The sequence below is a fragment of the Pseudomonas sp. FP1762 genome, from assembly GCF_030687105.1.
Classification (GTDB): Bacteria; Pseudomonadota; Gammaproteobacteria; order Pseudomonadales; family Pseudomonadaceae; genus Aquipseudomonas; species Aquipseudomonas siliginis.
Genome location: NZ_CP117458.1, coordinates 4,268,371 through 4,293,364, shown reverse-complemented (window position 1 = coordinate 4,293,364; position 24,994 = coordinate 4,268,371). Strand labels below are relative to the sequence as shown.

Here is a 24,994-nt window from a genome sequence, read left to right as displayed (position 1 = left end):
TGTCCGCTGAGCAGATGCATGCAGCGCCTTTCGCAGAGAATCCTTAATACCTTGGCTTTTTCTCCGTTGATCCTTACGGAGCACGATTTGTACCCGCGACAAGACAAGCTTGCCACTTGCGCTAATCCCAAAATATGGGATTGATATTTATATATTGAGATTTTAGCCCGCCCGGGTTTATAGTCCGTCGCACTCACTGCCAAAAACAAAACAGGTGAAGCGATGCAGGCGCAATTGATCGCGCTCGATTGGGGGACGACCTCATTACGTGCTTACAAACTCGCGGCGGACGGTGTGGTGCTGGAGCAGCGTGCGCTGTCGTCCGGGATCATGCAGTTGCCCAAGACCCCGCGAATCATCCACGGCCGTGAATGCGCCGATGGTTTTGAACTGGCCTTCGACGAGGCCTGTGGTGACTGGCTCGATGCGCAGCCGGATCTGCCGGTGATCGCTTGCGGCATGGTCGGCAGTGCGCAGGGCTGGCGCGAAGCGGCTTACTGCGAGACGCCGGCGGACGTCGCCCATCTCGGAAATTCCCTACAAACCGTTGTCAGTCTGCGCGGTACGCCGGTGCATATCGTCCCGGGCGTGATCCAGCGTTCGCGTCTGCCGAATGTAATGCGCGGCGAAGAAACCCAAGTCCTCGGCGTGCTGCAAAGTCTGCCGGCCGAGGCAGGTAACGACCTGCTGATCGGCCTGCCCGGCAGCCATTCGAAGTGGGTGGAGGTGGTCGATGGCCGCATCACCCATTTCGACACGTTCATGACCGGCGAAGTGTTTGCCGTGCTCAGCGAGCACAGCATTCTCGGCCGTACCCAACAACCGAGCGCGACCTTCGATGCGCAGGCGTTCGATCGCGGCGTGCAAATCGCGCTGTCGACAGATGCCGAGTTAGGTGTGCTGTCGACCTTGTTCAGCGCCCGTACCCTCGGCCTGACCGGTGAACTGAGCCCGAGCGCTCAGGCGGATTATCTGTCCGGTCTGATGATCGGCCATGAGCTGGCCGCGCTCGCCAATGTGCAGCGGCGCCGGCGCAATCAAGCGAATCTTCCAGCGATCGTGCTCATCGGCAATGCGCTTCTGTGCGCACGCTATCAACGCGCGCTCGATGCCTGCGGCTTTGCTCGGGTAACGCTGGCCGAGCAGGCGACCGAGCGTGGCCTGTGGCAACTGGCGCGTGCCGCCGGACTGATCGATTCCTCATCCCGTTAACCCTGACTGGAGGCCTGACATGCTCAAGCAAGCACTGGCACAAAACGGTCTGATCGCGATTCTGCGTGGCCTGCAACCGCAGGAAGCGGCGGCTGTCGGAGAAGTCCTGTATTCCGCCGGATTTCGCGTCATCGAAGTACCGCTCAATTCCCCATCGCCGTACGAAAGCATCCGCATCCTGCGTGATGCGCTGCCCGCCGATTGCCTGATCGGTGCCGGCACGGTGCTCAGCCCCGAGCAGGTCGAGCAGGTCAAAGCGGCTGGCGGCCAAGTGATCGTCATGCCGCACAGCGATGCCAAGGTATTGCGCGCGGCGAAAGCGGCGGGGCTGTTCCTGTCGCCGGGTGTGGCCACGCCGACCGAAGCCTTCGCCGCACTGGCTGAGGGCGCGGACATTCTCAAGCTGTTTCCGGCCGAACAAATGAACCCGGCGGTCGTCAAGGCCTGGCTGGCGGTGTTGCCAGCCGGCACGGTGCTGGCGCCGGTCGGCGGGATCACACCGGACAACATGCAGGCCTTTATCGATGCCGGTGTGAAAGGTTTCGGCCTCGGTTCCGGTCTGTTCAAACCGGGCATGACGCCCGAGCAGGTGGCGGTCAATGCCAAGGCCTACGTGGCTGCCTGGAAAGCCCTGCGTTAAGACTTTTTGGCGCTGTGTGCGCTGCATCTAATAAAAGCTGCATTTACAAAAGAGAGCAGAGATGAAAATCACCAAACTCACGACCTTCATCGTTCCGCCGCGCTGGTGCTTCCTCAAGGTCGAAACCGACGAGGGCGTGACCGGTTGGGGCGAGCCTGTGGTCGAAGGGCGCGCGCATACCGTAGCTGCTGCGGTGGAAGAATTGTCCGACTACCTGATCGGCAAAGACCCACGCAATATCGAAGACATCTGGACCGTGCTCTATCGCGGTGGCTTCTACCGTGGCGGCGCGATTCACATGAGCGCGCTGGCCGGTATCGACCAAGCGCTGTGGGACATCAAGGGCAAGGCCCTCGGCGTGTCGGTCAGCGATCTGCTCGGTGGCCAGGTGCGCGACAAGATTCGTGTGTATTCGTGGATCGGCGGCGACCGTCCGGCCGACACCGCGCGTGCGGCGAAAGAAGCAGTGAGCCGTGGTTTCACTGCGGTAAAAATGAACGGCACCGAAGAACTGCAGTTCCTCGACACTTTCGAGAAAGTCGACCTCGCCTTGGCCAACGTTGCCGCCGTGCGTGATGCGGTGGGGCCGAACGTCGGTATCGGCGTCGATTTCCACGGCCGCGTGCACAAGCCGATGGCCAAGGTGCTGATGAAGGAGCTCGACCCGTACAAACTGATGTTCATCGAAGAACCGGTGCTCAGCGAAAACTACGAAGCATTGAAAGAACTGGCGCCGCTGACCAGCACGCCGATTGCCCTCGGCGAGCGGCTGTTCTCGCGCTGGGACTTTAAACGGGTGTTGAGCGAAGGCTACGTCGACATTATCCAGCCGGATGCCTCCCACGCTGGCGGCATCACCGAAACCCGCAAGATCGCCAACATGGCCGAAGCCTACGACGTCGCGCTGGCGCTGCATTGCCCGCTGGGACCGATCGCGCTGGCTGCCTGTTTGCAACTCGACGCGGCTTGTTACAACGCGTTTATCCAAGAGCAGAGCCTGGGCATCCATTACAACGAGAGCAACGACTTGCTCGACTATGTGAAGGATCCGCGCGTGTTCGACTACGACCAAGGCTTCGTGAAGATTCCGAACGGCCCGGGGCTGGGCATCGAGATCAACGAGGAATACGTGATCGAACGCGCCGCCGTCGGCCACCGCTGGCGCAACCCGATCTGGCGTCATGCCGATGGCAGCTTTGCCGAGTGGTGATCTCCTGATTCAGCACTGATCCCTGTGGGAGCGAGCCTGCTCGCGAATGCAATGTCACATCCGCCATCCATGTGACTGACCCGACGCTTTCGCGAGCAGGCTCGCTCCCACAGTTTGATCTCCAGGGAGAGGAGATCTGCGTCATGACCTCAACAAACATAAAAAGAGGCTCTCCTCATGCAAACGCATACCCTCTCCGGGCAGGCGTCTTTAGTCACGCCTAGCCGCAAGCGATTTTTCATCATGGTGTTGCTGTTCATCACCGTGGTCATCAACTACCTGGACCGCAGCAACCTGTCGATTGCCGCGCCGGCGCTGACCAGTGAGCTGGGCATCGATCCGGTTCACGTCGGTCTGATCTTCTCCGCCTTCGGCTGGACTTACGCTGCCATGCAGATCCCCGGCGGCTGGCTGGTCGATCGCGTGCCGCCGCGCATCCTTTACAGCGTCGCGCTGCTGCTGTGGTCGGTGGCCACGGTGATGCTCGGTTTCGTCAGCAGCTTCATCGCCCTGTTCGCGCTGCGCATGGCCGTCGGTGCGCTGGAAGCGCCGGCCTATCCGATCAACAGCCGCGTGGTCACCACTTGGTTCCCTGAGCGCGAGCGCGCCACGGCGATCGGTTTCTACACTTCCGGACAGTTTGTCGGTCTGGCTTTCCTGACCCCGGTGCTGGCGTGGCTGCAACATGAATTCGGCTGGCACATGGTGTTCGTCGCCACCGGCGCGGTGGGCATTCTCTGGGCGCTGATCTGGTACGCGGTGTATCGCGAGCCGCGCGATTTCAAAGGCACTAACCAGGCGGAAATCGACCTGATCCGCGAAGGCGGCGGGCTGGTCGATATCCAGGCCGAGGCGGCCAAGGTCAAAGCCAAATTCAGCTGGACCGATCTCGGCATCGTCCTCAGCAAACGCAAGTTGTGGGGCATTTACCTCGGCCAGTTCTGTCTGAACTCGACGCTGTGGTTCTTCCTCACCTGGTTCCCGACCTATCTGGTGAAATACCGCGGCATGGACTTCATCAAGTCCGGCCTGCTTGCATCGCTGCCGTTTCTCGCCGCGTTCGTCGGCGTGTTGTGCTCGGGATTCTTTTCCGACTTCCTGATCCGGCGCGGCTACACCGTGGGCTTCGCACGCAAGTTGCCGATCATTGGCGGGCTGCTGATTTCGACTTCGATCATCGGCGCCAACTTTGTCGAGTCGACGCCGCTGGTGATTGCATTCCTCGCCCTGGCATTTTTCGGCAACGGGCTGGCGTCGATCACCTGGTCGCTGGTCTCGACGCTAGCGCCGGCGCGTTTGCTCGGCCTGACCGGTGGCGTGTTCAACTTCATCGGCAATCTTTCGGCGATTGCTACGCCGATCGTGATCGGCTTCCTCGCCAGCGGTGATTCGTTCGCGCCGGCGATCACCTACATCGCGGTGCTCGCGCTGGTCGGTGCCTTGTCCTACGTGCTGCTGGTGGGCAAGGTCGAGCGTATCGAGTTGTAGTGCTCTGCGTCGGGCGACCATAATGCCGCCCGTTCCTTCGCTCAACGGTAAAAGGCTGGATATGCAGGAAGACGCCCCGGAAAAAACCAAGGACGCCGCGCCCACCGGCACCCAGACGCTGCTGCGCGGCCTCGGTGTGGTGCAGGCGGTGGCCAGTGGCGCGCGTGATCTCAAGGAGATTGCCCGGCTGATCGGTACCACGCGCAGCACTACCCATCGTCTGGCCAGCTGTCTGGTCGACGAGCGTTATCTGCGCGTAGTGCCGCAAATCGGTTATCTGCTCGGGCCGAAGCTGATCGAACTGGGCTTTCAGGCCCGCGAAGAGTTGCCGCTGGTGACGTTGGCCGGACCGTATCTGGATGAGTTGTCGGCGCTGACCGGCGATACCGTGCACCTCGGAATCCGCGAAGGCGACGAAGTGCTGTACCTATTGAAGAACCCCGGGCGCAACGGGCCGGAAATGCGCTCGCGGGTTGGCCATCGCATGCCGCTGGTACGCACCGGGATCGGCAAGGCCTTGATGCTCGACGATTCGCCGCAGGACTGGCGGCGGCTGTACGACATCAGCCTGCCGGCGGGTGGCAAAAGTCAGTTCTGGCCGCAGCATCCACAGCAGTCGTGGGAACAGCTTGAGCAGCGCATGGGCGAATACGTTGCCGGTGGCTACGCGTTCGATCTGGAAGACAACGAACCGTCGATCCGCTGTGTGGCGGCGCCAATTCGTGATGCGAGCAAGGGCATAGTCGCGGCGATCAGTATCGCCAGCACCGTGCCGTACATGCCGCTGGAAAAAATGGCCGAGTTGATCCCCCTGCTCAAAGGGGTCACAACCCGGCTGTCGGCGGAGCTTGGTTTGAAGGTATAGCCCTAAGGTTTAGGCCTTCAGCGTCGCCATGTCGATGACGAAGCGGTACTTCACATCACCGGCAATCATCCGCGCATAGGCTTCATTGATATTGCGGATGTCGAGCATTTCGATGTCGCAGGTGATGTTGTGTTCGGCGCAGAAATCCAGCACTTCCTGGGTTTCGGCGATACCACCGATCAAGGAACCGGCCAGCACACGGCGGCTCATCACCAGTTTGCCGGCGTGCACGGGTGGGTTCACCGGCTCGATCAGGCCGACCAGAATGTGCACACCGTCGAAACGCAAGGTGTCGAGGTACGGGTTCAAGTCGTGTTGCACCGGAATGGTATCGAGCAGGAAGTCGAAGTAGCCGGCCGCGGCCTTCATCTGCTCGGCATCGGTGGAGACGATGACGTGATCAGCGCCCTGACGGCGACCTTCTTCAGCCTTGCTCGCCGAGCGGGTGAACAGCGTGACTTCCGCGCCCATGGCCTTGGCGAACTTGATGCCCATGTGGCCGAGGCCGCCCATGCCGAGAATCCCGACCTTGTCACCGGCCTTGACGCCGTAGTGCTTGAGCGGCGAGTAAGTGGTGATGCCGGCGCAGAGAATCGGTGCGGCGCTGGCCAGAGCGAGTTTCTCGGGGATGCGCACAACGAAGTGTTCGCTGACCACGATGCTGTCCGAATAACCGCCCATGGTGTTGCTGCCATCAACCCGATCCGGGGTGGCGTAGGTCATGGTCGGGCCTTCGAGGCAATATTGCTCGAGGTTCGCCTGACAGGCTTCGCAGCTGCGGCAGGAATCGACCATGCAGCCTACGCCAACCAGATCGCCTATCTTGTGACGGGTGACATTCGCACCGACTGCGGTGACTTTTCCGACGATCTCATGGCCAGGCATCAGCGGATAAACGGCGATGCCCCATTCGTTGCGTGCCTGATGGATGTCGGAATGGCAGACGCCGCAGTAGAGAATTTCGATCGCCACGTCGTCGGCGCGCGGGCTGCGGCGTTCGAATTTCATCGGGGCGAGGGGAGTGGTGGCCGATTGGGCGGCATAGCCGATGGCGGTGTACATGAAGGACCTCGCAAAAACAGTGACAAGTGAGGCGGTGAATTCTGGCCGTCAGACGCGGGTGCGGCCATGACGATTTCTCCGGGTCTCATGCCTAATCCTCCGGCATGCGGGTTTCGGCGATCGCATTGGTCAGCGGATCTGCGATGATGTTTTCATCCACTTTTCCGTGAATTTTACGAAGACCTATTCGATGCAGTTGACCCGTCATCTTGATGCCAATGCCCGGCTGGTTTCGCTGATCGAACCGCTGGCGCTGCGCGATGGCTACAGCCAGACCGGCCTGCCCGGTGTGCAGATCCTGCGCGCCAGTTGCGACGTCGCCCGTGGCCCGCACATTTACGAGCCGAGCCTGATGATCATCGCCCAGGGCAGCAAACTGGCGTTCCTCGGCCCACGAACCATGGAATACGGCGCCGGGCATTACCTGATCCAGGCGCTGCCGGTGCCGTTCGAATGTGAAACCTTTGCCTTGCCCGACGCGCCATTGCTCGGTGTGTCGGTGGCGATCGATCGCGTCCTGCTCGGCGAACTGGTGCTGGCCATGGGGCTGGCGCCGGGGCGGCATATTCCGGCGCAGACGCCGGAGTCGATGACCTCGGTGGTGCTCGACGATGGCATGCGCGGTTGTGTCGAACGGCTGCTCAGCTGTCTGCACGATCCGCTGGAATGCCAGATTCTCGGCCCGGCGCGGGTCCGCGAGTTGTTGTTCGTTGCGTTGCGCGGGCCGCAGGCGGATGTATTGCGTGCGTTGGTCGAGCAACAAGGGCAATTCGCCCGGGTGGCGGCGTCGATCAGCCATCTGCATGCGCATTACACCGAGCCGCTGAATGTCGAGACACTGGCCGGTTGCGCGAACATGAGCGTGTCGACGTTTCATGAGCATTTCAAGCGCAGCACGTTGTTGTCGCCGGTGCAGTATCTCAAGCGTTTGCGCTTGTTGAAGGCGCAGACGCTGCTGGTGGCGGAGGGGCTGGGCGTGGCGCAGGTGGCGCATCGGGTGGGGTATCAGAGCACGTCGCAGTTCAGCCGCGAGTACAAGCGCTACTTCGAACGCAGTCCGGGGGATGAGCGCGCTGCCTGATCCGCCGTTATTCCCTGTGGGAGCGAGCCTGCTCGCGAAGGCGCTGGATCAGTCGACATCATCTTCATATGACACACCGCTTTCGCAAGCAGGCTCGCTCCCACAGTTGTTTTGTGGTGTCAGGGGAATTTTGGGCAACAAAAAGGCCCCCATTTCGGGAGCCTTGTTGTTCAGCGTTTCGTCTTACATGTTCGGGTAAGTCGGGCCGCCGGCACCTTCCGGCGCCACCCAGGTGATGTTCTGCGCAGGGTCCTTGATGTCACAGGTCTTGCAGTGCACGCAGTTCTGGGCGTTGATCTGGAAGCGCTTCTCGCCGTCTTCCTTGGTGATCACTTCGTATACGCCGGCCGGGCAGTAACGCTGCGCCGGTTCGTCGTACAACGGCAGGTTTTTGCTGATCGGGATGCTCGGATCAGTCAGCTTCAAGTGGCATGGCTGCTCTTCTTCGTGGTTGGTACCGGAGATGAACACCGAGCTGAGTTTGTCGAAACTCAGTTTGCCGTCAGGTTTCGGGTAATCGATCTTCTTGCAGTCGGCCGCGAGCTTGAGGCAGGCGTAATCCGGCTTGGTGTCGCGCAGGGTGAACGGCAGTTTGCCGCCGAAGATGTTCTGGTCCAGCCAGTTGAAACCACCGCCGATGATCGCGCCGTACTTGTGGATCGCCGGGCCGAAGTTACGGCTGGCGAACAGTTCTTCATGCAGCCAGCTATTCTTGAATGCGTCGACGTAAGTGGTCAGTTCGACGGTGCAATCCTGCTCGGCGAACAGCGCATCTGCCACCGATTCCGCCGCGAGCATGCCGGACTTCATCGCGGTGTGGCTGCCTTTGATCTTGGCGAAGTTCAGGGTGCCGAGATCGCAACCGATCAGCGCGCCGCCCTTGAAGACCATTTTCGGCAGCGAGTTCAGGCCGCCCTTGGCGATGGCGCGAGCGCCGTAGCTGACGCGCTTGCCGCCTTCCAGATATTGCTTGAGCACCGGGTGATGCTTGAGGCGCTGGAACTCATCGAACGGCGACAGGTAAGTGTTGCTGTAGGACAGGTCGACGATCAGACCGACCACCACCTGATTGTTTTCCAGGTGATAGAGGAACGAGCCGCCGGTGTTCTCGGTGCCCATGATGTCCAGCGGCCAGCCGGCGGTGTGCACCACCAGGCCTGGCTGATGCTTGGCCGGGTCGATTTCCCAGATTTCTTTCAGACCAATGCCGTAGTGCTGAACGTCGGCATCGCTGTCGAGGTTGTAGCGCTTGATCAGTTGCTTGCCGATGTGGCCACGGCAGCCTTCGGCGAACAGCGTGTATTTGCCACGCAGTTCCATGCCAGGGGTGTACAGGCCTTCTTTCGGGTTGCCTTCACGGTCGACGCCCAGATCACCGGTGATGATCCCGCGCACTACGCCGTTTTCATCGATCAGCGCTTCCTGAGCGGCGAAGCCCGGATAGATTTCCACACCCAGATTCTCGGCCTGCTGAGCCAGCCAGCGGCACAGGTTGCCCAGGGAGATAATGTAGTTGCCTTCGTTGTGCATGGTCTTGGGCACAAAGAAGTCGGGAATCTTCTGCGCGCTGTCGGCGTTTTTCAGTACGAAAATGTCATCGCGCGTGACGGGCGTGTTCAGCGGCGCGCCGAGTTCTTTCCAGTCCGGGAACAGTTCGTTCAGGGCGCGGGGTTCGAACACCGCACCGGAGAGGATGTGTGCGCCGACTTCGGAGCCTTTTTCGACCACGCAGACGCTGATTTCCTTACCGGCGTCAGCGGCCTTCTGCTTCAAGCGGCAGGCGGCGGACAGACCAGCGGGGCCGGCACCGACGATGACGACGTCGAATTCCATGTATTCGCGTTCCACAGGCTATCTCCTACTCAAGGCTCAACAGTTTTTTTTCTAATATGGAGGTTTGATCTCGCATCCGTATTGCCTTTACGTTAACGTCAAAGGGAATATTGGCGAATCCACCTTTCTCTCTAGGCGGCGCATTATATCTACACCACTCCTAGCGTCCAATACAAACGTTTGTTTGAATCGCCTCCAGCCCTGATAAATCAAAGAAGCGCGGCTTATGACAGGGCATTTTGGCGTATTGACCAGAATGGGCGTTCCGGTCAAGATACGGGCGGTTTTGCGCTCGCCGTAGGCAGACTGGCGGTTTCAAGAGCACCTCTAAAGACAGGGCACAGGCAGTAGACGGTGATGCGCAGCGCAAGTCCGGCGCGCAGTTTACACAGCGTGAGAATGAATGACCCGACAGTCACCCCTGACGAACGGTCACCGCTCTTCGCGAAGTGAATCACCTCACATTCAAGCCGGCGTTTTTAGAGGTGCCCTTGTCGCCCGATGAGCATCATCCGCCAGGTTCGCCTAGGCGACTTTCTTTTCACCGGAGAGTAACGAGGAATCCATGAAGGTTCTTGTAGCTGTCAAACGCGTTGTGGATTACAACGTCAAGGTCCGCGTCAAGGCGGACAATTCCGGCGTCGACCTCGCCAACGTCAAGATGTCGATGAACCCGTTCTGCGAAATCGCCGTGGAAGAAGCCGTACGCCTGAAAGAGAAGGGCGTTGCGACTGAAATCGTCGTCGTCTCGATCGGCCCGACCACCGCTCAGGAGCAGCTGCGTACCGCACTGGCTCTGGGTGCCGACCGCGCCATCCTCGTCGAATCCGCTGAAGACCTGACCTCGCTGGCCGTGGCCAAGCTGCTCAAGGCCGTTGTCGACAAGGAACAGCCGCAGTTGGTGATCCTTGGCAAACAGGCGATCGACAGCGACAACAACCAGACCGGCCAGATGCTCGCGGCACTGAGCGGCTACGGTCAGGGCACCTTCGCGTCGAAAGTCGAAGTCTCCGGCGACAGCGTTGCCGTGACTCGCGAAATCGACGGCGGCGCGCAGACCGTTTCGCTGAAACTGCCGGCCATCGTCACCACCGACCTGCGTTTGAACGAGCCGCGCTATGCGTCCCTGCCAAACATCATGAAAGCCAAGAAGAAGCCTCTCGAAGTGCTGACTCCGGACGCTTTGGGCGTTTCCACCGCCTCCACCAACAAGACCCTGAAAGTCGAAGCGCCGGCTGCACGCAGCGCGGGCATCAAGGTCAAGTCGGTGGCTGAACTGGTTGAAAAACTCAAGAACGAAGCGAAGGTAATCTAAATGACTATCTTGGTTATTGCTGAACACGACAACAAAGTGCTGGCCCCGGCCACACTGAACACCGTGGCCGCTGCTGCCAAAATCGGTGGCGACATCCACGTTCTGGTAGCAGGTCAGGGCGCTGGCCCGGTGGCCGAAGCCGCAGCGAAAATCGCTGGCGTGAGCAAAGTCCTGAATGCTGACAACGCCGCTTACGCGCATCAGCTGCCAGAGAACGTAGCTCCGCTGGTTGCTGCTCTTGCCCATGAAGGCGGGGGCGCTGGCTACAGCCACATCCTGGCTGCCGCGACCTCCAACGGCAAAAACATCCTGCCGCGCGTTGCTGCTGCGCTGGACGTTGACCAGATCTCCGAGATCATCTCGGTAGAAAGCGCTGACACTTTCAAGCGTCCGATCTACGCCGGTAACGCCATCGCCACCGTGCAATCGACCGCCGCGATCAAAGTGATCACCGTGCGTGCCACCGGTTTCGATCCGGTTGCTGCTGAAGGTGGTTCGGCTGCCGTTGAAGCCGTTGGCGCTGCCCACGACGCCGGTACTTCGAGCTTCGTCAGCGAAGAGCTGGCCAAGTCCGACCGTCCCGAGCTGACCGCTGCCAAGATCGTCGTTTCCGGCGGCCGCGGCATGCAGAACGGTGACAACTTCAAACACCTGTACGCGCTGGCCGACAAGCTCGGCGCTGCTGTTGGCGCTTCGCGCGCTGCGGTCGACGCAGGTTTCGTACCGAACGACATGCAGGTCGGTCAGACCGGCAAGATCGTTGCGCCACAGCTGTACATTGCCGTCGGTATCTCCGGCGCGATCCAGCATCTGGCCGGTATGAAAGACTCCAAAGTGATCGTTGCGATCAACAAGGACGAAGAAGCGCCGATCTTCCAGGTGGCCGATTACGGCCTTGTGGCGGATCTGTTCGAAGCAGTACCTGAGCTGGAGAAGCTGGTCTAATCCGGCGTCTTCACTTATAAAGAGCCCGGCCTGTTGGTCGGGCTTTTTTTTGTCTCGAATTTCAAGCGGGAGCGTTTTGCCATGGATCTGCGCTGCGGATGGTTGTTGGGATGGGTGCTGTTGCCAGGTCTGGCCACGGCCGCTGGCAAGTGCGAGCGCCTGGTTGTCACCGGCAGCCCGGATGCGCCGCCCTATCTGTGGCAGGACCCGCAAAACCCCAAGCGCCTGATCGGCGCCAGTGCCGATCTGTTGCAGCAAGTGGCCAAGGATCTGGGCATCAAAGTTGACCTGCTCTACGCCGGCAAACGCTCGCAGGCCCTCGATGAAGTGCGCAGCGGGCGCATGGACATGCTGGCCGACGCGCCGTTGACCGTGAATGAGCTGGAAAACCTCGACTACATCCATCCGCCACTGCTGGAAAACGACTATCTGGTGTGGACGCGCAAAGGCTCGACGCTGGCCTACGGCGAGGCCAGCGACCTGAAGGGCCATGCCGGCGCGGTGTCGGAAAAGTCTCGGATGACCCAGGCATTCGGCACTTTCGCCGAACAGAATCTGACCCTGACGCGGACAGCCAATCTTACCCAGGCCCTGCAGAAACTTCTTTTGGGCGAGGTGGAATATGTTCTCGCCGGACGGTATTCAGGCCTGGCCGCCGCGCAGACATTGGGCATGACCAGCGATCTGTTGGCGTTCGAACAACCCATCGACCGGCCGGGTCTGTTCCTCGCGGTTTCGCATAACTCGGCCTGCAACGATCCGTGGTTGCGCGGACAGCTCGCCAAAAAGATGACAGAATTGCCCGCGTCCGGACTGACGGAAGCCGCGCTGCAACGCAACATCGAGCGCTGGAAGGCGCAACAGCAACAGTCGCCACAACCTGTCAGTGCCCCAAAACAGTAGGGATTCTTAGTGAGTATTCGACCTTTTTTCGCGGCTGTGGCCGTTCTGGCCCTGGCCGGGTGCGCATCCGATCCGGCACCCAGTGAACAAATGCGTTTGACCGAACAAGCCATCGTGCAGGCCAAGGCAGTCGGCGCTACCGCCGACGAAGTGCCGGAAATGCAGCTGGCCGAAACCAAGTACAACCGCGCCAAAGGCAGCATGGCCGACGAGTCCTATCGCAACGCGCGCATGCGTGCCGAGCAGGCCGAACTGGATGCACGTCTGGCCGAAGCCAAGGTGCTGACGAAAAAAAGTGAAGAGCAACTCAATGTGCTCAATACCCGCATTGTCCGCCTGCGCAAGCAGCTGCAACTGGGGGAAGCGCAATGAGCCTCAAGTCCAACGCTTTCGGTATCCTGCTCCTCGCCGGTTGCGCCAGCCTGTACGGCTGCGCTGGCCAGCACAGTGAGGCGGCGCTGCAACAGGCCGGCGCTGATTTCCAGAAGGTCAAGGAAGATTCCAACGTCCTGCGCATTGCGCCGAAAGACGTGATCCGCGCCGGCGAATCCCTGGCCCGTGCCGATCGGCTGTCGACCTATTGGGGCAGCGGTGCCGACGTGGTGCATTACGCCTACTTGAGCCAGCGCTACAGCGAAATCGCCCGCGAGCACACCAACCAGGCGCTCAACGAGGAACGCGCAGCCAAGCTCGAGCTTGAGCGTCAGCGTCTGCAACTGGCTCTGCGCGAGTCGAAGCTGCTCAGTGTGCAGCAGCAGGGCAAGTGGCTGGAGGAACAGATCGAGGCGCTGGCCACCACACAGACCGACCGGGGGCTGGTCATGACCCTCGGCGACGTGTTGTTCGACACCGGCCAGGCGGAACTGAAAAACTCGGCCAACCGTGTCGTGCTGAAGATCGTCCAGTTCCTGCAACTCAACCCCAAGCGCGTGGTGCGCATCGAGGGCTACACCGACAGCACCGGTGGCAAACAGGAAAACCTCAAACTGTCCCGCGATCGTGCGCAGTCGGTAGCTGACGTGCTGGTCGATCTGGGCATCGATGAAAAACGCATTCAGGTCGAAGGTTATGGCGACCAGTTCCCGGTTGACGCCAACGCCTCCGAGCGCGGCAGGGCGCAGAACCGCCGGGTGGAAATCGTGTTCTCTGACGAAAAAGGCCAGCTCGGCGCCGCCCGTTGAGGGTTGCGTCTCTGGAAAGCCCGGACTGTCATGCAGTGCCGGGCTTTTTTATGTCTGTCGATTGCTGCGCAAAACCGTACAGATGGGGCAGACACCCCACTGTACGGTCGAGTAATCTGGCAACTGTCCCAGTACACTTCTAAACTGTTCCGGTATTGTTTCACACAAGAATAAAACGCCCGTGAAATCGAGTGCTGCGTCATGACCAATCTCTTGCTCTACCAACGTATTGCTCAGCAACTGGCCGAAGACATCCGCCGTGGTGTCTATCAACCGGGGGAGCGCGTGCCTTCGGTGCGCAAGATGAGTTCGCAGCTCAACGTCAGTCATGCGACGGTGTTGCAGGCTTACGCCAACCTTGAAGATCAGGGCCTGATCCGCGCTCGGCCGCAGTCGGGTTACTACGTGCACCAGACCCCAGCGCTGACCGCGCCGACGCCGGATATTGCCCGGGTCGAACGGCCGGGGCTGGTGACGCGCAGCAGCATCATTCAGCAGGTATTGGTCGAATCCCGCCGCGAAGGCGTGTTTCCGCTGGGCGCTGCGGTGCCGAGCGTCGATTATCTGCCGGTGCGCGCGCTGCATCAGCAACTGGCCAAGGTCACCCGGTTTCACAGTCCACGGGCGTTCAGCTACATGTTCAGCCCCGGCTTCGAACCGCTGCGTCGGCAAGTCGCGATCCGCATGCGTGACGCCGGCGTGGTGGTCGATCCGTCGGAAGTGGTGATTACCCACGGCTGTGTCGACGCCTTGCAGATGTCATTGCGTGTGCTGACCCGGCCGGGGGATCTGATCGCTGCCGAATCACCGACCTATTACGGCCTGCTGCAACTGGCCGATCTGCTTGGCCTGAAGGTCATCGAAATCCCCAGCGACCCCGCCACCGGCATGAGCCTGGAAGCCTTGCAACTGGCCGCCAACCAATGGTCGATCAAGGCGTTGGTGCTGACCACGCGCCTGAGCAATCCCCTCGGCGGAACCATGCCGGAAGAGCGGCAGAAACAGTTGCTGCGGCTGGCCTCGGATTTCGACATTCAGATTGTCGAAGACGATATCTACGGCGAACTGATGTTCGAGCAGGGCCGTACCAAGGCGCTGAAGGCTTACGACAGGCTGGATCGGGTGATCTACTGCTCGAGCTTCTCCAAAACCTTGTCGCCAGGTGTGCGTATCGGCTGGATGATCGCCGGCAAATACCAACAGGAAATCCAGCGCCTGCAAACCTTCAGCACCCATTCGGCCTGCAGCGTCACGCAGATGGCGATTGCCGCCTATCTGGAAAACGGCGGTTATGACCGGCATTTACGCTACATTCGCCAGGAATACCGGAAAAACCTCAGCGCGTTCCAGCTGGCGGTTCAACAGCATTTCCCTGAAGGCACGCAGATGTCCCGGCCAACGGGCGGTTTCATCCTTTGGGTGAGCTTGCCGGGGCGGGTCAACACCCAGGAATTGCATGTCCGCGCACTGCAACAAGGCATCAGCATCGCGCCGGGTCTGATCTTCAGCAATACCGAGCAGTTCAACCACTGTATCCGCCTCAACTGCGGCATTCCGTGGAACCGCGAAGCGGAGCGCGCGCTGATGACGCTGGGTCTGTTGGCCACCCAACTGTGTCAGGAAATGGCTGGCGGATTCTGAACGAGGAGGGCGGTGGTGCTTGTCATGTGACGCACAACAAGCGAGCATGTGGCCCTCTGCCGTTAGTTCGTTGGGTCCATGAAAGCCATTGTTCCTGCCGCGTGGGTATTGCTGGGTTTGTTGATGATCGGTCAGGCACCGGGTGTCATGGCGGCCGCAGCCCAGGAAAAACCGGCAGCGACCAGTACGACGAAGAAAGCCGTCAAAACCGTGGCTCCGGCAAAAACAGCCCAGGCCAAAAAAAACGCCACGGTGAAGAAGCGCCGCCCGGTTGCCTCGAAGTCGAAATCCGCCAGCGAAGTGGCCAAGACCAAATTGCCGCCGGCAAAACTCGATCTCAGCCTGCCCAAGGATATGGTTGAAGACCTGAAGCCACAGGGCACCGTAGAACTGCCCAAACGCGAGGCGATCCTGCCGCAGATGTTTGGCGAAAAAGATAACGGCTTCCAGCTCAACGGCCGCTTGCTCAGCAATGAAATGGAGTTGCAATTGCGCAACGAAGCGCGACGCGATGTGGAAGGCGCGGCGCTGGATTTCGAATTCAAGCAATAGATGCAGGCCTCTGCGACGCGCAGAGCAGACGCTTCGTCGGAGACTGCCCGGTCACTTTTACTTATCGTTGAAAAGCCGCTTGTAGCAATTTGAAACAGCTGTTTTAGCGGTTACTCTGTCCCCCGTCTCTTTACACATCGCCCGTCGCGAGGATCTGTTCGTCATGAAATGCCGTGAAGGCTGTGGCGCTTGCTGCATTGCCCCCTCCATCAGTTCGCCGATCCCCGGCATGCCCGATGGCAAACCCGCCGGCGAACGTTGCGTGCAACTGTCGGTCGATAACCTGTGCAGCATTTTCGGCCGTCCGGAACGTCCGGCTGTGTGCTCGGGTTTCGCTGCGGATGTCGAGGTTTGCGGCAGCAGTTCAGAAGAAGCGATCAGATTGATCGGCTGGTGGGAGCAGATGACGGCGGCATGATGTGTTCACGAACGGAACTTCAACAATAAGGAATAACACTATGGGTTCGCTGCACCGTATCGCTGTGTTGTGTGGTCTGACTGCCGTACTTGCCACTTCGGTCGTCCACGCGGAAGACTGGAAAGTTGCCAAGAACGAAGACGGCATCAAGGTTTCCCTGAGCGAAATACCCGGTTCGGATTACAAGTCCTACCAAGGCGTTGCGCTGATGAAAACCACCGTTGCCAAACTGCGCGCCTTGCAGGAAGACGTCTCCGGCGCCTGCGCGTGGATTCACGAATGCAAGAGCCAGAAACTGCTCAAGCACGAAGGCGATCTGAGCTGGACCTATTCGCAATTCAATACGCCATGGCCGGTGACCCCGCGTGATTCGGTGTTGAAGATCACCACTGTTGAGGGCGCCGATGGCAGCCTGACCCGTAATCTTGAGGGCGTGCCGACCTATCTGCCGGAAGAAAAAGGCTTCGTGCGGGTCCAGCAAGTCAAAGGCTTCTGGAAGTTCGTGCCTAAAGGCGATCAGGTTGAAGTGACTTACCAGGTGCACACCGAGCCGGGCGGTAGCGTGCCGGCCATGGTCGCCAACAAGTTTGTGGTGGATGCGCCATTCAATACCCTGAAAGCGCTGAAAGAACGCGCCGAGAAATAATCAATTGGCTGTAAGCAAAACGCCCCGATCGCTTCGGGGCGTTTTGTTTCGTCTCTAAATTGTATTTCCAGATATGCGTTGCACGAAATTTTCACAAAGTCTCCAAGACAATTCGCCCGCACTTGTTGACTGCCATTGCGTTGCCAGCCTTCGAATGAAAGTCTCGAAGGGCTGGGCAGTAATCAATGGCAATGGTGTGAACGATCGTGCAACATTTGCGCACCGCGCACGCCCCGGGGTCTGGATTGACCAATAGAGGGCATGGCGCCGCTGTATTTTTGCAACTTCAACTTCCAATGGGTCCTAAAACGACATGGCAAACCCGGACGCCCTGAGTCAGCAGCGATCTTCTGCTCGTCTGCTGCAACCGACCGTCAAATCGCATCTGGCCTACACGCTGCTGTGCGCGCTGGTCATGATGGTGATGTTTTCCGCGCTGCGCCTCGCGCTGCTGGTCTACAACCGCGAGATGATCCTCGACACCCCGGCCGCGACCTTCCTTGAAGCGTTTGTCAACGGTCTGCGTTTCGACCTGCGCCTGGTGGTCTACCTGTGCATTCCGCTGGTGCTGGCGCTGTTCAGTGCCCGGGCCATGGCCGCGCGCGGTTTCTTCCGTCTGTGGCTGACCGTCGCCTCGAGCATCGCGCTGTTCCTCGGCCTGATGGAAATGGACTTCTACCGCGAGTTTCACCAGCGCCTCAATGGTCTGGTGTTCCAGTACGTGAAGGAAGACCCGAAAACCGTAATGAGCATGCTCTGGTACGGTTTCCCGGTGGTGCGCTACGTGCTGGCGTGGGTAATCGGCACGGTCATTCTGACCCTGGCGTTCAAAGGTGCCGACCGCGCCACCCGCCCGCGCGGACCGTTCAGCGGGGGCAGCGTCAGCTCCCGTCAGGTTGCGCCGTGGTACACCCGCCTGGCGGTGTTCGTGGTCTGCCTGCTGATCTGCGTGGTCGCCGCTCGCGGCACCCTGCGTCAAGGCCCGCCGATGCGTTGGGGTGACGTCTACACCACCGATTCCAACTTCGCCAACCAGCTCGGCCTCAACGGCACGCTGTCGCTGGTCGCCGCAGCCAAGGCGCGCATGGGCGAAGACCGCGACAATATCTGGAAAGCCACGCTGCCTCAGGAACAGGCGCAGCAAGTGGTGCGCGACATGCTGCTGATGCCGGACGACAAACTGGTCGATGCCGACATCGCCGCTGTTCGCCGCGACTACATGCCGCCGGCCGACAAGACCCTGCCGATCAAGAACGTCGTGGTGATCCTGATGGAAAGCATGGCCGGTCACTCGGTCGGTGCTTTGGGCGCGCCGGGCAATATCACCCCGTACCTGGACAAGCTGTCGAAGGAAGGTCTGCTGTTCGACCGTTTCTTCTCCAACGGCACCCACACCCATCAGGGCATGTTCGCGACCATGGCCTGCTTCCCCAACCTGCCAGGTTTCGAATACCTGATGCAGACCCCGGAAGGCAGCCACAAACTGTCCGGCCTGCCGCAGTTGCTCAGCGCCCGCGACTATGACGACGTCTATGTCTACAACGGCGATTTCGCCTGGGATAACCAGTCGGGCTTCTTCAGCAACCAGGGCATGACCAACTTCGTTGGCCGCAATGACTTCGTCAACCCGGTGTTCTCCGATCCGACCTGGGGCGTGTCCGACCAGGACATGTTCGATCGTGGCCTGCAAGAACTGAAGGCGCGGGAAAACGGCAAGCCGTTCTACGCGCTGCTGCAAACCCTGTCCAACCACACACCGTACGCCTTGCCGACGCCATTGCCGGTCGAGCGCGTGACTGACCGTGGCAGCCTCAACGAACACCTGACCGCCATGCGCTACTCCGATTGGGCGCTCGGCCAGTTCTTCGAGAAGGCGCGCAAAGAGAAGTACTTCAACGAAACCCTGTTCGTCATCGTCGGCGACCATGGCTTCGGCAACGAGCGCCAGATCACTGAAATGGACCTGGGCCGCTTCAACGTGCCGATGCTGATGATTGCCCCGGGCATTCAGCAGAAGTTCGGTACCCGCGACCACACCGTGGGCACGCAGATCGACATCGTACCGACCATCATGGGCCGTCTCGGTGGCGAAGTGCGTCACCAGTGCTGGGGCCGTGATCTGCTCAACCTGCCGCAGGGCGATACCGGTTTCGGTGTGATCAAGCCATCGGGCAGCGAACAGACCACCGCCATTGTCACCGCCGACCAGATTCTGGTGCTGCCGCGTGACAAGGACATGGGCCCGAAAATCTGGCAATACCAGCTCGGCGCCAACCCGCACGCCGAAGTAGTGCCGGACGCGCCGCGCACTGCCGAACTCAAACTCAAACTTGAGGCGTTCCTGCAAACCGCGACCAAGAGCCTGCTCGATAACACCGCCGGTGTTATTCATGGCAAGCCGGACTGATCACTTCTTAAAGTCCACGCAATAAAAAAGAGGCCCTTGAACAAGGGCCTCTTTTTTTACCGCGTCAAATCGTCATATCTTGCCGAGTAACAACAGCACCAGCAGCACGACCAACACCACGCCGATAATGCCCGACGGGCCATAACCCCAACTTCTGGAGTGCGGGAAGACCGGCAGACCACCGATCAGCAACAGGATCAGGATGATGATTAGAATTGTGCCCATGGGTGATTTCCTTGTTCAGAGTCTGGAAGAGTCTTGATGCTCAGTGGGCAGCTGGAGAGCAACTAAATTCCAGCCGGCTTACATGTTCCGACTTGCGCCGATGAAAAAAAATTCAATGTTTTTTTAATGTATTTGGATTGCTCGGTTATTTCCTTTCCAGCAAAAAGATCGCAGCCTCGTTGCACTCGTCAGCTCCTGCATGAGACCAACCGGAAAACAATGACGGCTGGAATCTTTTGATCCTCCATTCAGCAACTGGATGGAGCGTGGGCGAACGAAGTTCCTTCGCTACACTCGGCGCATCTCTCCCGGAACAACAAGGCTGTCCGCTATGCAAAATCGCATGATGATCACTGGTGCAGGCTCAGGCCTGGGTCGCGAAATCGCGCTGCGCTGGGCCCGTGAAGGCTGGCGGCTGGCCTTGTCCGATGTCAGTGAGCCCGGCCTGCAGGAAACCCTGAAGCTGGTGCGCGAGGCGGGCGGTGACGGTTTCATCCAGCGCTGCGACGTGCGCGATTACAGCCAGCTCACCGCCTTCGCCCAAGCCTGCGAAGAGAAGCTCGGCGGCATCGACATCATCGTCAACAATGCCGGCGTCGCCTCGGGCGGGTTTTTCAGCGAGTTGTCGCTGGAAGACTGGGACTGGCAGATCGCGATCAACCTGATGGGCGTGGTCAAAGGCTGCAAGGCGTTCCTGCCGCTGCTGGAAGAGAGCAAGGGCAAGATCATCAACATCGCCTCCATGGCCGCGTTGATGCAGGGCCCGGCAATGAGTAACTACAACGTGGCCAAGGCCGGCGTAGTGGCGTTGTCGGAGAGTCTGCTGATCGAACTGGCACATCAGGAAGTGGCGGTGCATGTGGTTTGCCCGTCGTTCTTCCAGACCAACTTGCTCGATTCTTTCCGTGGCCCGACCCCGGCCATGAAAGCCCAGGTCGGCAAGTTGCTGGAAAGTTCGCCGATCAGCGCCGCCGACATCGCTGACTACATCTATCAGCAAGTCGCCGCCGGTGAATTCTTGATTCTGCCCCACGAACAAGGGCGCATGGCCTGGGCAATCAAGCAAAAGAATCCGCAACTGCTCTACAACGAAATGACTTCCATGGCCGAGAAAATGCGCGCCAAGGCCAAACAAAACAACGCTTGATCTTGTTCGATTCCCGCCGCGTCGTTAGGGTGGCCGCCACGGTCACCCTGTCGAGACGCCTCCATGCTCAATTACTTGTGGTTCTTCCTTGCGGCGCTGTTTGAAATCGCCGGCTGTTTTGCCTTCTACATGTGGCTGCGTCAGGGCAAGAGTGCGTTGTGGGTGATTCCCGCGTTGCTCAGCCTGACCCTGTTCGCGCTGTTGCTGACCCGTGTTGAAGCGGCCTACGCCGGGCGCGCCTATGCCGCGTATGGCGGGATCTACATCGTTGCTTCGATTGGCTGGCTGGCGGTGGTCGAGCGGGTGCGTCCGCTGGGCTCGGACTGGATTGGCATGGCCCTGTGCGTGGTCGGTGCCAGCATCATTCTGTTCGGGCCGCGCTTTTCCGCTGCCTGAGGCTTTTGTGCGAAGCGTCTGACAGCTGCGGGCGTGGGCGCCTGTAGGGCAAGACTGATTTGCTCGTCGTGGATTGTGAAGACGCTGTAAGCCGCGCATCTTCAGGGTTTGCCAGTCCTGAAGGATGAATCCCATGCTTGTACTCAGCCGTGTGGTCGGTGAGTTGATTTCAATCGGAGACGACATCACCCTGCGTGTTCTGTCGGTCAACGGCTCCAGCGTGCGCTTCGGCGTCGAGGCGCCGAAAAAGGTCCATGTACACCGCGCCGAGGTCTATGACCGGATCAAGCGCAAGGAGGCTGCGGCGAAGGCTGGCTGACGGCTTCAGTCGAACAGATGCTTGGGTACGTCGTGCTTGAGCATCAGCTGGCACTGTTCGCTTTCCGGATCGAACACGATCAATGCCTGGCCTTTGGTCAGTGCCTGACGCACGCGCAGGACGCGGGTTTCCAGCGGGGTGTCATCGCCGTTGTCGGTACCGTCGCGGGTGACGAAATCCTCGATCAGGCGGGTGAGGGTGTCGACTTCAAGCGCGTCGTGGGGAATGAGCATGGGCACCTCGGTCAAATCAATGTCGGGATGCTACGGGGATTGGGTTTTGTCTGCCAGTTCTGTATCGGTCTTGCCGACCCATTCGCGAGCAGGCTCGCTCCCACCTTTGAAATGCGATCCCTGTGGGAGCGAGCCTGCTCGCGAAAGCGGTTATCTATTCACCGAAGGCTCAACTGTCAGAACGCTGCCCCACCAGACTGTCCACCGGCGGCACCCGGGTTTCGCTTTCCATCTGCGTGTCATGCTCGATCTGATGGCTGAAGCGATCCAGTGAGGCATTGGCCGGCGCCGCATCGCTGGCAAAGACCGGCGGACTCAGAATGTACGCGCCAAGCAGTCGGCTGAGCGCCGCCAGGCTGTCGATGTGCGTACGCTCGTAGCCGTGGGTGGCATCGCAGCCGAAAGCGAGCAGGGCAGTACGAATGTCGTGGCCGGCGGTGACCGCCGAGTGCGCATCGCTGAAGTAATAGCGGAACATGTCACGGCGCACCGGCAATTCGTGTTCATCGGCCAGACGCAACAGATGCCGCGACAGGTGATAGTCATACGGCCCGCCGGAGTCCTGCATCGCCACGCTCACCGCGTGTTCGCTGGAGTGTTGGCCGGGGGCGACGGGTGCGATGTCGATGCCGACAAATTCGCTGACGTCCCACGGCAATGCCGCCGCTGCACCGCTGCCGGTTTCCTCGGTGATGGTGAACAGTGGATGGCAATCGATGTTCAGTTCCTGGCCACTGTCGACAATCGCCTTGAGCGCGGCGAGCATTGCGGCAACGCCGGCCTTGTCGTCGAGGTGGCGGGCGCTGATATGACCGCTTTCGGTGAACTCGGGCAGCGGGTCGAAGGCCACCACGTCGCCGACATGAATGCCCAGCGACTCGCAATCGGCCTTGGTCGTGCAGTAGGCGTCCAGACGCAGCTCGACATGGTCCCAACTGATCGGCATTTCATCGACCTGGGTGTTGAAGGCGTGCCCGGACGCCATCAGCGGCAACACGCTGCCGCGAATCACCCCGGTGTCGGTAAACAGGCTGACCCGGCTACCCTCGGCAAAGCGGCTCGACCAGCAGCCGACCGGGGCGAGGGTCAGGCGACCGTTGTCTTTCACCGCACGCACAGCAGCGCCGATGGTGTCCAGGTGCGCAGACACCGCGCGGTCAGGGCTGCTCTTTTTGCCCTTCAACGTCGCGCGGATGGTCCCGCGCCGGGTCATTTCAAACGGAATGCCCAGTTCTTCGAGACGCTCGGCGACATAGCGCACGATGGTGTCGGTGAAACCGGTAGGGCTGGGAATGGCGAGCATTTCCAGCAGGACTTTTTGCAGGTAAGCCAGATCCGGTTCAGGGATTTGTGTGGTCATGGTCATGGAAACTCCTGATGGGTTGAGCACATCGATGGTTTCGATGAGGAAAATTGGTGGTGACGTTCAGGGCCTCTTCGCGAGCAGGCTCGCTCCCACATTTGGAATGCATTCACCCTGTGGGAGCGAGCCTGCTCGCGAAGGCGTCAGTAGAGGCGCTTCATAATCACGAAACAGCCGGCTGACTATGCGGAAACAACAGATCGACAAAGCGTTCCGCCGTCGGCTGCGGTTCATGGTTGGCCAGGCCGGCGCGTTCGTTGGCTTCGATGAACACGTACTCGGGCTGATCCGCCGCCGGCACCATCAGATCGAGCCCGACCATCGGAATGTCCAGCGCCCGCGCCGCACGCACTGCCGCGTCGATCAGGGTCGGATGAAGAATGTCGGTCACGTCTTCCAGCGTACCGCCGGTGTGCAGATTGGCCGTGCGCCGCACGAACAGATGCTCGCCGGCCGGCAGGATGCTGCTGTAGTCATAGCCGGCAGCGTGCAGCGTGCGTTGGGTTTCGTGGTCCAGCGGAATCTTGCTTTCGCCACTGGTGGCGGCTTGCCGGCGGCGGCTCTGCGCTTCGATCAGCGCACCGATCGAATGCTGACCATCGCCAACCACTTCCGCCGGACGGCGAATCGCCGCCGCAACCACTTCAAAGCCGATCACCACGATGCGCAGATCAAGGCCTTCGTGGAAACTTTCCAGCAGCACGCGACTGTCGAACTGCTTGGCGGTTTCGATGGCTTTCTGCACTTCTTCGATGGTGCGCAGATCCACCGCGACGCCGTGGCCCTGTTCGCCATCGAGAGGTTTGACCACCACCCGTTGGTGCTCATCGAGGAAGGCCAGGTTGTCGTCGGCGTTGCCCGCCAGTTGCTGCGCGGGCAGTTTCAGACCTGCGCCTTTCAGCACCTTGTGGGTCAGGCTTTTGTCCTGGCACAAGGTCATGCTGATCGCACTGGTCAGGTCGCTCAGCGACTCGCGGCAACGCACGCGACGGCCGCCGTGGCTGAGGGTGAACAGCCCGGCGTCGGCGTCATCCACTTGCACGTCGATACCGCGCCGATGGGCTTCTTCGACGATGATCCGCGCGTAAGGATTGAAATTCGCCTCCGGGCCCGGGCCGAGAAACAGCGGCTGGTTGATGCCGTTCTTGCGCTTGATGGCGAACGTCGGCAGGTTGCGGAAACCCAGTTTGGCGTAAAGGTTTTTCGCCTGGCGGTTGTCGTGCAGCACCGACAGATCCAGATAAGCCAGACCACGACTCATGAAGTGCTCTACCAGATGTCGCACCAGCACTTCGCCGACGCCCGGGCGTGAGCAATGCGGGTCGACCGCCAGGCACCACAGGCTGCTGCCGTGTTCCGGGTCGTTGAAGGCTTTTTCATGATTGAGACCCATGACACTGCCGATCACCGCGCCGCTGTCCTCGTCTTCCGCCAGCCAGTACACCGGGCCGCCCTGATGATGTGGGGTGAGCAGCTCCTGATCGATCGGCAACATGCCGCGCGCCTGGTACAAACGGTTGATGCCCTGCCAGTCGGTTTCGCTTTGCGCACGACGAATGCGGAAGCCGCGAAACACCCGCGTGGCCTGCCGGTAATCGCTGAACCATAAACGCAGGGTGTCGGATGGATCGAGAAACAGCTGCGTCGGCTCGAGGCCGAGAATCTGCTGCGGTGCGGCGACGTACAGGGCGATGTCGCGCTCGCCGGGCTGCTCGTTGAGCAGCTCCTGCGCCAGTGACGCCGGGTCGGGAAAGGTATGGCCGATCAGCAGCCGGCCCCAGCCGCAATGCACGGCAATCGGGGCGGTGGCAGGCTCGCTGCCGTCTTCGGCCAGGCGCGCCTGCAAACGTTCATACGAGGGGGCCTGACCACGCAACAGGCGTTGGTTGATGGACGTGGCATGGGGTTTCAT

The 24,994-nt window shown here is 60.2% G+C and carries 25 protein-coding genes; 19 read left to right on the top strand and 6 right to left on the bottom strand.

Features of this window, described 5'->3' with window-relative positions:
* Nucleotides 1-222: 222 nt before the first annotated feature.
* From PSH90_RS19025 to PSH90_RS19005, 5 genes are all read left to right on the top strand, one after another.
* Nucleotides 223-1,212: a 2-dehydro-3-deoxygalactonokinase gene (locus PSH90_RS19025; RefSeq protein ID WP_056788285.1), complete on the top strand. Its 990-nt coding sequence runs from the start codon at nucleotides 223-225 to the stop codon at nucleotides 1,210-1,212.
* Between the two features lie 19 nt (nucleotides 1,213-1,231).
* Complete coding sequence (locus PSH90_RS19020; RefSeq protein ID WP_095182255.1) at nucleotides 1,232-1,852, top strand: 2-dehydro-3-deoxy-6-phosphogalactonate aldolase; 621 nt, start codon at nucleotides 1,232-1,234, stop codon at nucleotides 1,850-1,852.
* Between the two features lie 61 nt (nucleotides 1,853-1,913).
* Nucleotides 1,914-3,062: a galactonate dehydratase gene (gene dgoD, locus PSH90_RS19015; RefSeq protein ID WP_016770960.1), complete on the top strand. Its 1,149-nt coding sequence runs from the start codon at nucleotides 1,914-1,916 to the stop codon at nucleotides 3,060-3,062.
* Nucleotides 3,063-3,239: 177 nt separating this feature from the next.
* The gene (locus tag PSH90_RS19010; RefSeq protein ID WP_305381295.1) at nucleotides 3,240-4,550 is read left to right on the top strand and encodes an MFS transporter; all 1,311 of its coding nucleotides are present in this window, start codon (nucleotides 3,240-3,242) and stop codon (nucleotides 4,548-4,550) included.
* A 61-nt stretch (nucleotides 4,551-4,611) separates the two neighbouring features.
* The gene (locus PSH90_RS19005) at nucleotides 4,612-5,415 is read left to right on the top strand and encodes an IclR family transcriptional regulator (RefSeq protein WP_016770958.1); all 804 of its coding nucleotides are present in this window, start codon (nucleotides 4,612-4,614) and stop codon (nucleotides 5,413-5,415) included.
* A gap of 9 nt (nucleotides 5,416-5,424) precedes the next feature.
* Here the strand turns inward: PSH90_RS19005 and PSH90_RS19000 are convergent, their stop codons facing one another.
* A complete protein-coding gene (locus PSH90_RS19000) occupies nucleotides 5,425-6,477 on the bottom strand; it encodes an NAD(P)-dependent alcohol dehydrogenase (protein ID WP_041479403.1) in 1,053 nt (350 codons plus the stop codon).
* 190 nt (nucleotides 6,478-6,667) lie between these two features.
* Between PSH90_RS19000 and PSH90_RS18995 the strand changes: the two genes are divergently transcribed.
* Nucleotides 6,668-7,558, top strand: a complete 891-nt coding sequence (locus PSH90_RS18995) for an AraC family transcriptional regulator (RefSeq protein ID WP_016770956.1) — start codon at nucleotides 6,668-6,670, stop codon at nucleotides 7,556-7,558.
* A gap of 183 nt (nucleotides 7,559-7,741) precedes the next feature.
* Here PSH90_RS18995 and PSH90_RS18990 read toward each other — a convergent pair whose 3' ends face one another.
* Nucleotides 7,742-9,406 carry an electron transfer flavoprotein-ubiquinone oxidoreductase gene (locus PSH90_RS18990; RefSeq protein WP_016770955.1) on the bottom strand — a complete coding sequence of 555 codons (1,665 nt, stop codon included), beginning with the start codon at nucleotides 9,404-9,406 and terminating at the stop codon, nucleotides 7,742-7,744.
* 550 nt (nucleotides 9,407-9,956) lie between these two features.
* On the opposite strand from PSH90_RS18990, the gene PSH90_RS18985 reads away from it, so the two are divergent.
* From PSH90_RS18985 to PSH90_RS18940, 10 genes are all read left to right on the top strand, one after another.
* Nucleotides 9,957-10,706 carry an electron transfer flavoprotein subunit beta/FixA family protein gene (locus tag PSH90_RS18985; RefSeq protein WP_007908338.1) on the top strand — a complete coding sequence of 250 codons (750 nt, stop codon included), beginning with the start codon at nucleotides 9,957-9,959 and terminating at the stop codon, nucleotides 10,704-10,706.
* Nucleotides 10,707-11,651, top strand: a complete 945-nt coding sequence (locus tag PSH90_RS18980; RefSeq protein WP_258707056.1) for an electron transfer flavoprotein subunit alpha/FixB family protein — start codon at nucleotides 10,707-10,709, stop codon at nucleotides 11,649-11,651.
* An 81-nt stretch (nucleotides 11,652-11,732) separates the two neighbouring features.
* Nucleotides 11,733-12,554, top strand: coding sequence for an ABC transporter substrate-binding protein (locus PSH90_RS18975; RefSeq protein WP_252882480.1), 822 nt, complete (start codon nucleotides 11,733-11,735; stop codon nucleotides 12,552-12,554).
* 9 nt (nucleotides 12,555-12,563) lie between these two features.
* Entirely contained in the window at nucleotides 12,564-12,926 is a 363-nt protein-coding gene (locus PSH90_RS18970) for a DUF4398 domain-containing protein (protein WP_150742565.1), read from the top strand.
* Complete coding sequence (locus PSH90_RS18965) at nucleotides 12,923-13,735, top strand: OmpA family protein (RefSeq protein WP_041478241.1); 813 nt, start codon at nucleotides 12,923-12,925, stop codon at nucleotides 13,733-13,735. The genes PSH90_RS18970 and PSH90_RS18965 overlap by 4 nt, the downstream gene beginning before the upstream one ends.
* Before the next feature lie 201 nt (nucleotides 13,736-13,936).
* Entirely contained in the window at nucleotides 13,937-15,376 is a 1,440-nt protein-coding gene (locus PSH90_RS18960; protein ID WP_041478242.1) for a PLP-dependent aminotransferase family protein, read from the top strand.
* Nucleotides 15,377-15,454: 78 nt separating this feature from the next.
* Complete coding sequence (locus PSH90_RS18955) at nucleotides 15,455-15,928, top strand: translation initiation factor 2 (RefSeq protein ID WP_252878688.1); 474 nt, start codon at nucleotides 15,455-15,457, stop codon at nucleotides 15,926-15,928.
* 163 nt (nucleotides 15,929-16,091) lie between these two features.
* The gene (locus PSH90_RS18950) at nucleotides 16,092-16,346 is read left to right on the top strand and encodes a YkgJ family cysteine cluster protein (RefSeq protein ID WP_016770949.1); all 255 of its coding nucleotides are present in this window, start codon (nucleotides 16,092-16,094) and stop codon (nucleotides 16,344-16,346) included.
* Between the two features lie 40 nt (nucleotides 16,347-16,386).
* The gene (locus tag PSH90_RS18945; protein ID WP_071173184.1) at nucleotides 16,387-16,992 is read left to right on the top strand and encodes an START domain-containing protein; all 606 of its coding nucleotides are present in this window, start codon (nucleotides 16,387-16,389) and stop codon (nucleotides 16,990-16,992) included.
* 313 nt (nucleotides 16,993-17,305) lie between these two features.
* Nucleotides 17,306-19,399: an LTA synthase family protein gene (locus PSH90_RS18940; protein WP_041478246.1), complete on the top strand. Its 2,094-nt coding sequence runs from the start codon at nucleotides 17,306-17,308 to the stop codon at nucleotides 19,397-19,399.
* Nucleotides 19,400-19,471: 72 nt separating this feature from the next.
* Here PSH90_RS18940 and PSH90_RS18935 read toward each other — a convergent pair whose 3' ends face one another.
* Complete coding sequence (locus PSH90_RS18935) at nucleotides 19,472-19,624, bottom strand: DUF3309 family protein (RefSeq protein ID WP_003183939.1); 153 nt, start codon at nucleotides 19,622-19,624, stop codon at nucleotides 19,472-19,474.
* Nucleotides 19,625-19,955: 331 nt separating this feature from the next.
* Between PSH90_RS18935 and PSH90_RS18930 the strand changes: the two genes are divergently transcribed.
* The 3 genes from PSH90_RS18930 (at nucleotide 19,956) to csrA (ending at nucleotide 21,486) form a co-directional block, all read left to right on the top strand.
* Nucleotides 19,956-20,771: an SDR family oxidoreductase gene (locus PSH90_RS18930; protein WP_305381293.1), complete on the top strand. Its 816-nt coding sequence runs from the start codon at nucleotides 19,956-19,958 to the stop codon at nucleotides 20,769-20,771.
* Between the two features lie 63 nt (nucleotides 20,772-20,834).
* Complete coding sequence (locus PSH90_RS18925) at nucleotides 20,835-21,167, top strand: YnfA family protein (RefSeq protein ID WP_016770946.1); 333 nt, start codon at nucleotides 20,835-20,837, stop codon at nucleotides 21,165-21,167.
* 133 nt (nucleotides 21,168-21,300) lie between these two features.
* Nucleotides 21,301-21,486: a carbon storage regulator CsrA gene (gene csrA, locus PSH90_RS18920; protein WP_024013891.1), complete on the top strand. Its 186-nt coding sequence runs from the start codon at nucleotides 21,301-21,303 to the stop codon at nucleotides 21,484-21,486.
* A 5-nt stretch (nucleotides 21,487-21,491) separates the two neighbouring features.
* Here the strand turns inward: csrA and PSH90_RS18915 are convergent, their stop codons facing one another.
* The 3 genes from PSH90_RS18915 to ngg all read right to left on the bottom strand — a co-directional run bounded on the left by PSH90_RS18915 (nucleotide 21,492) and on the right by ngg (nucleotide 24,994).
* Nucleotides 21,492-21,719, bottom strand: a complete 228-nt coding sequence (locus tag PSH90_RS18915) for a YheU family protein (RefSeq protein WP_003172962.1) — start codon at nucleotides 21,717-21,719, stop codon at nucleotides 21,492-21,494.
* A 169-nt stretch (nucleotides 21,720-21,888) separates the two neighbouring features.
* Nucleotides 21,889-23,079 (bottom strand): osmoprotectant NAGGN system M42 family peptidase, encoded by a 1,191-nt coding sequence (locus PSH90_RS18910; protein WP_305381292.1) that lies wholly within the window; start codon nucleotides 23,077-23,079, stop codon nucleotides 21,889-21,891.
* Nucleotides 23,080-23,245: 166 nt separating this feature from the next.
* On the bottom strand, nucleotides 23,246-24,994 hold the full coding sequence (gene ngg / locus PSH90_RS18905) for an N-acetylglutaminylglutamine synthetase (protein WP_305381291.1): 1,749 nt from the start codon (nucleotides 24,992-24,994) through the stop codon (nucleotides 23,246-23,248).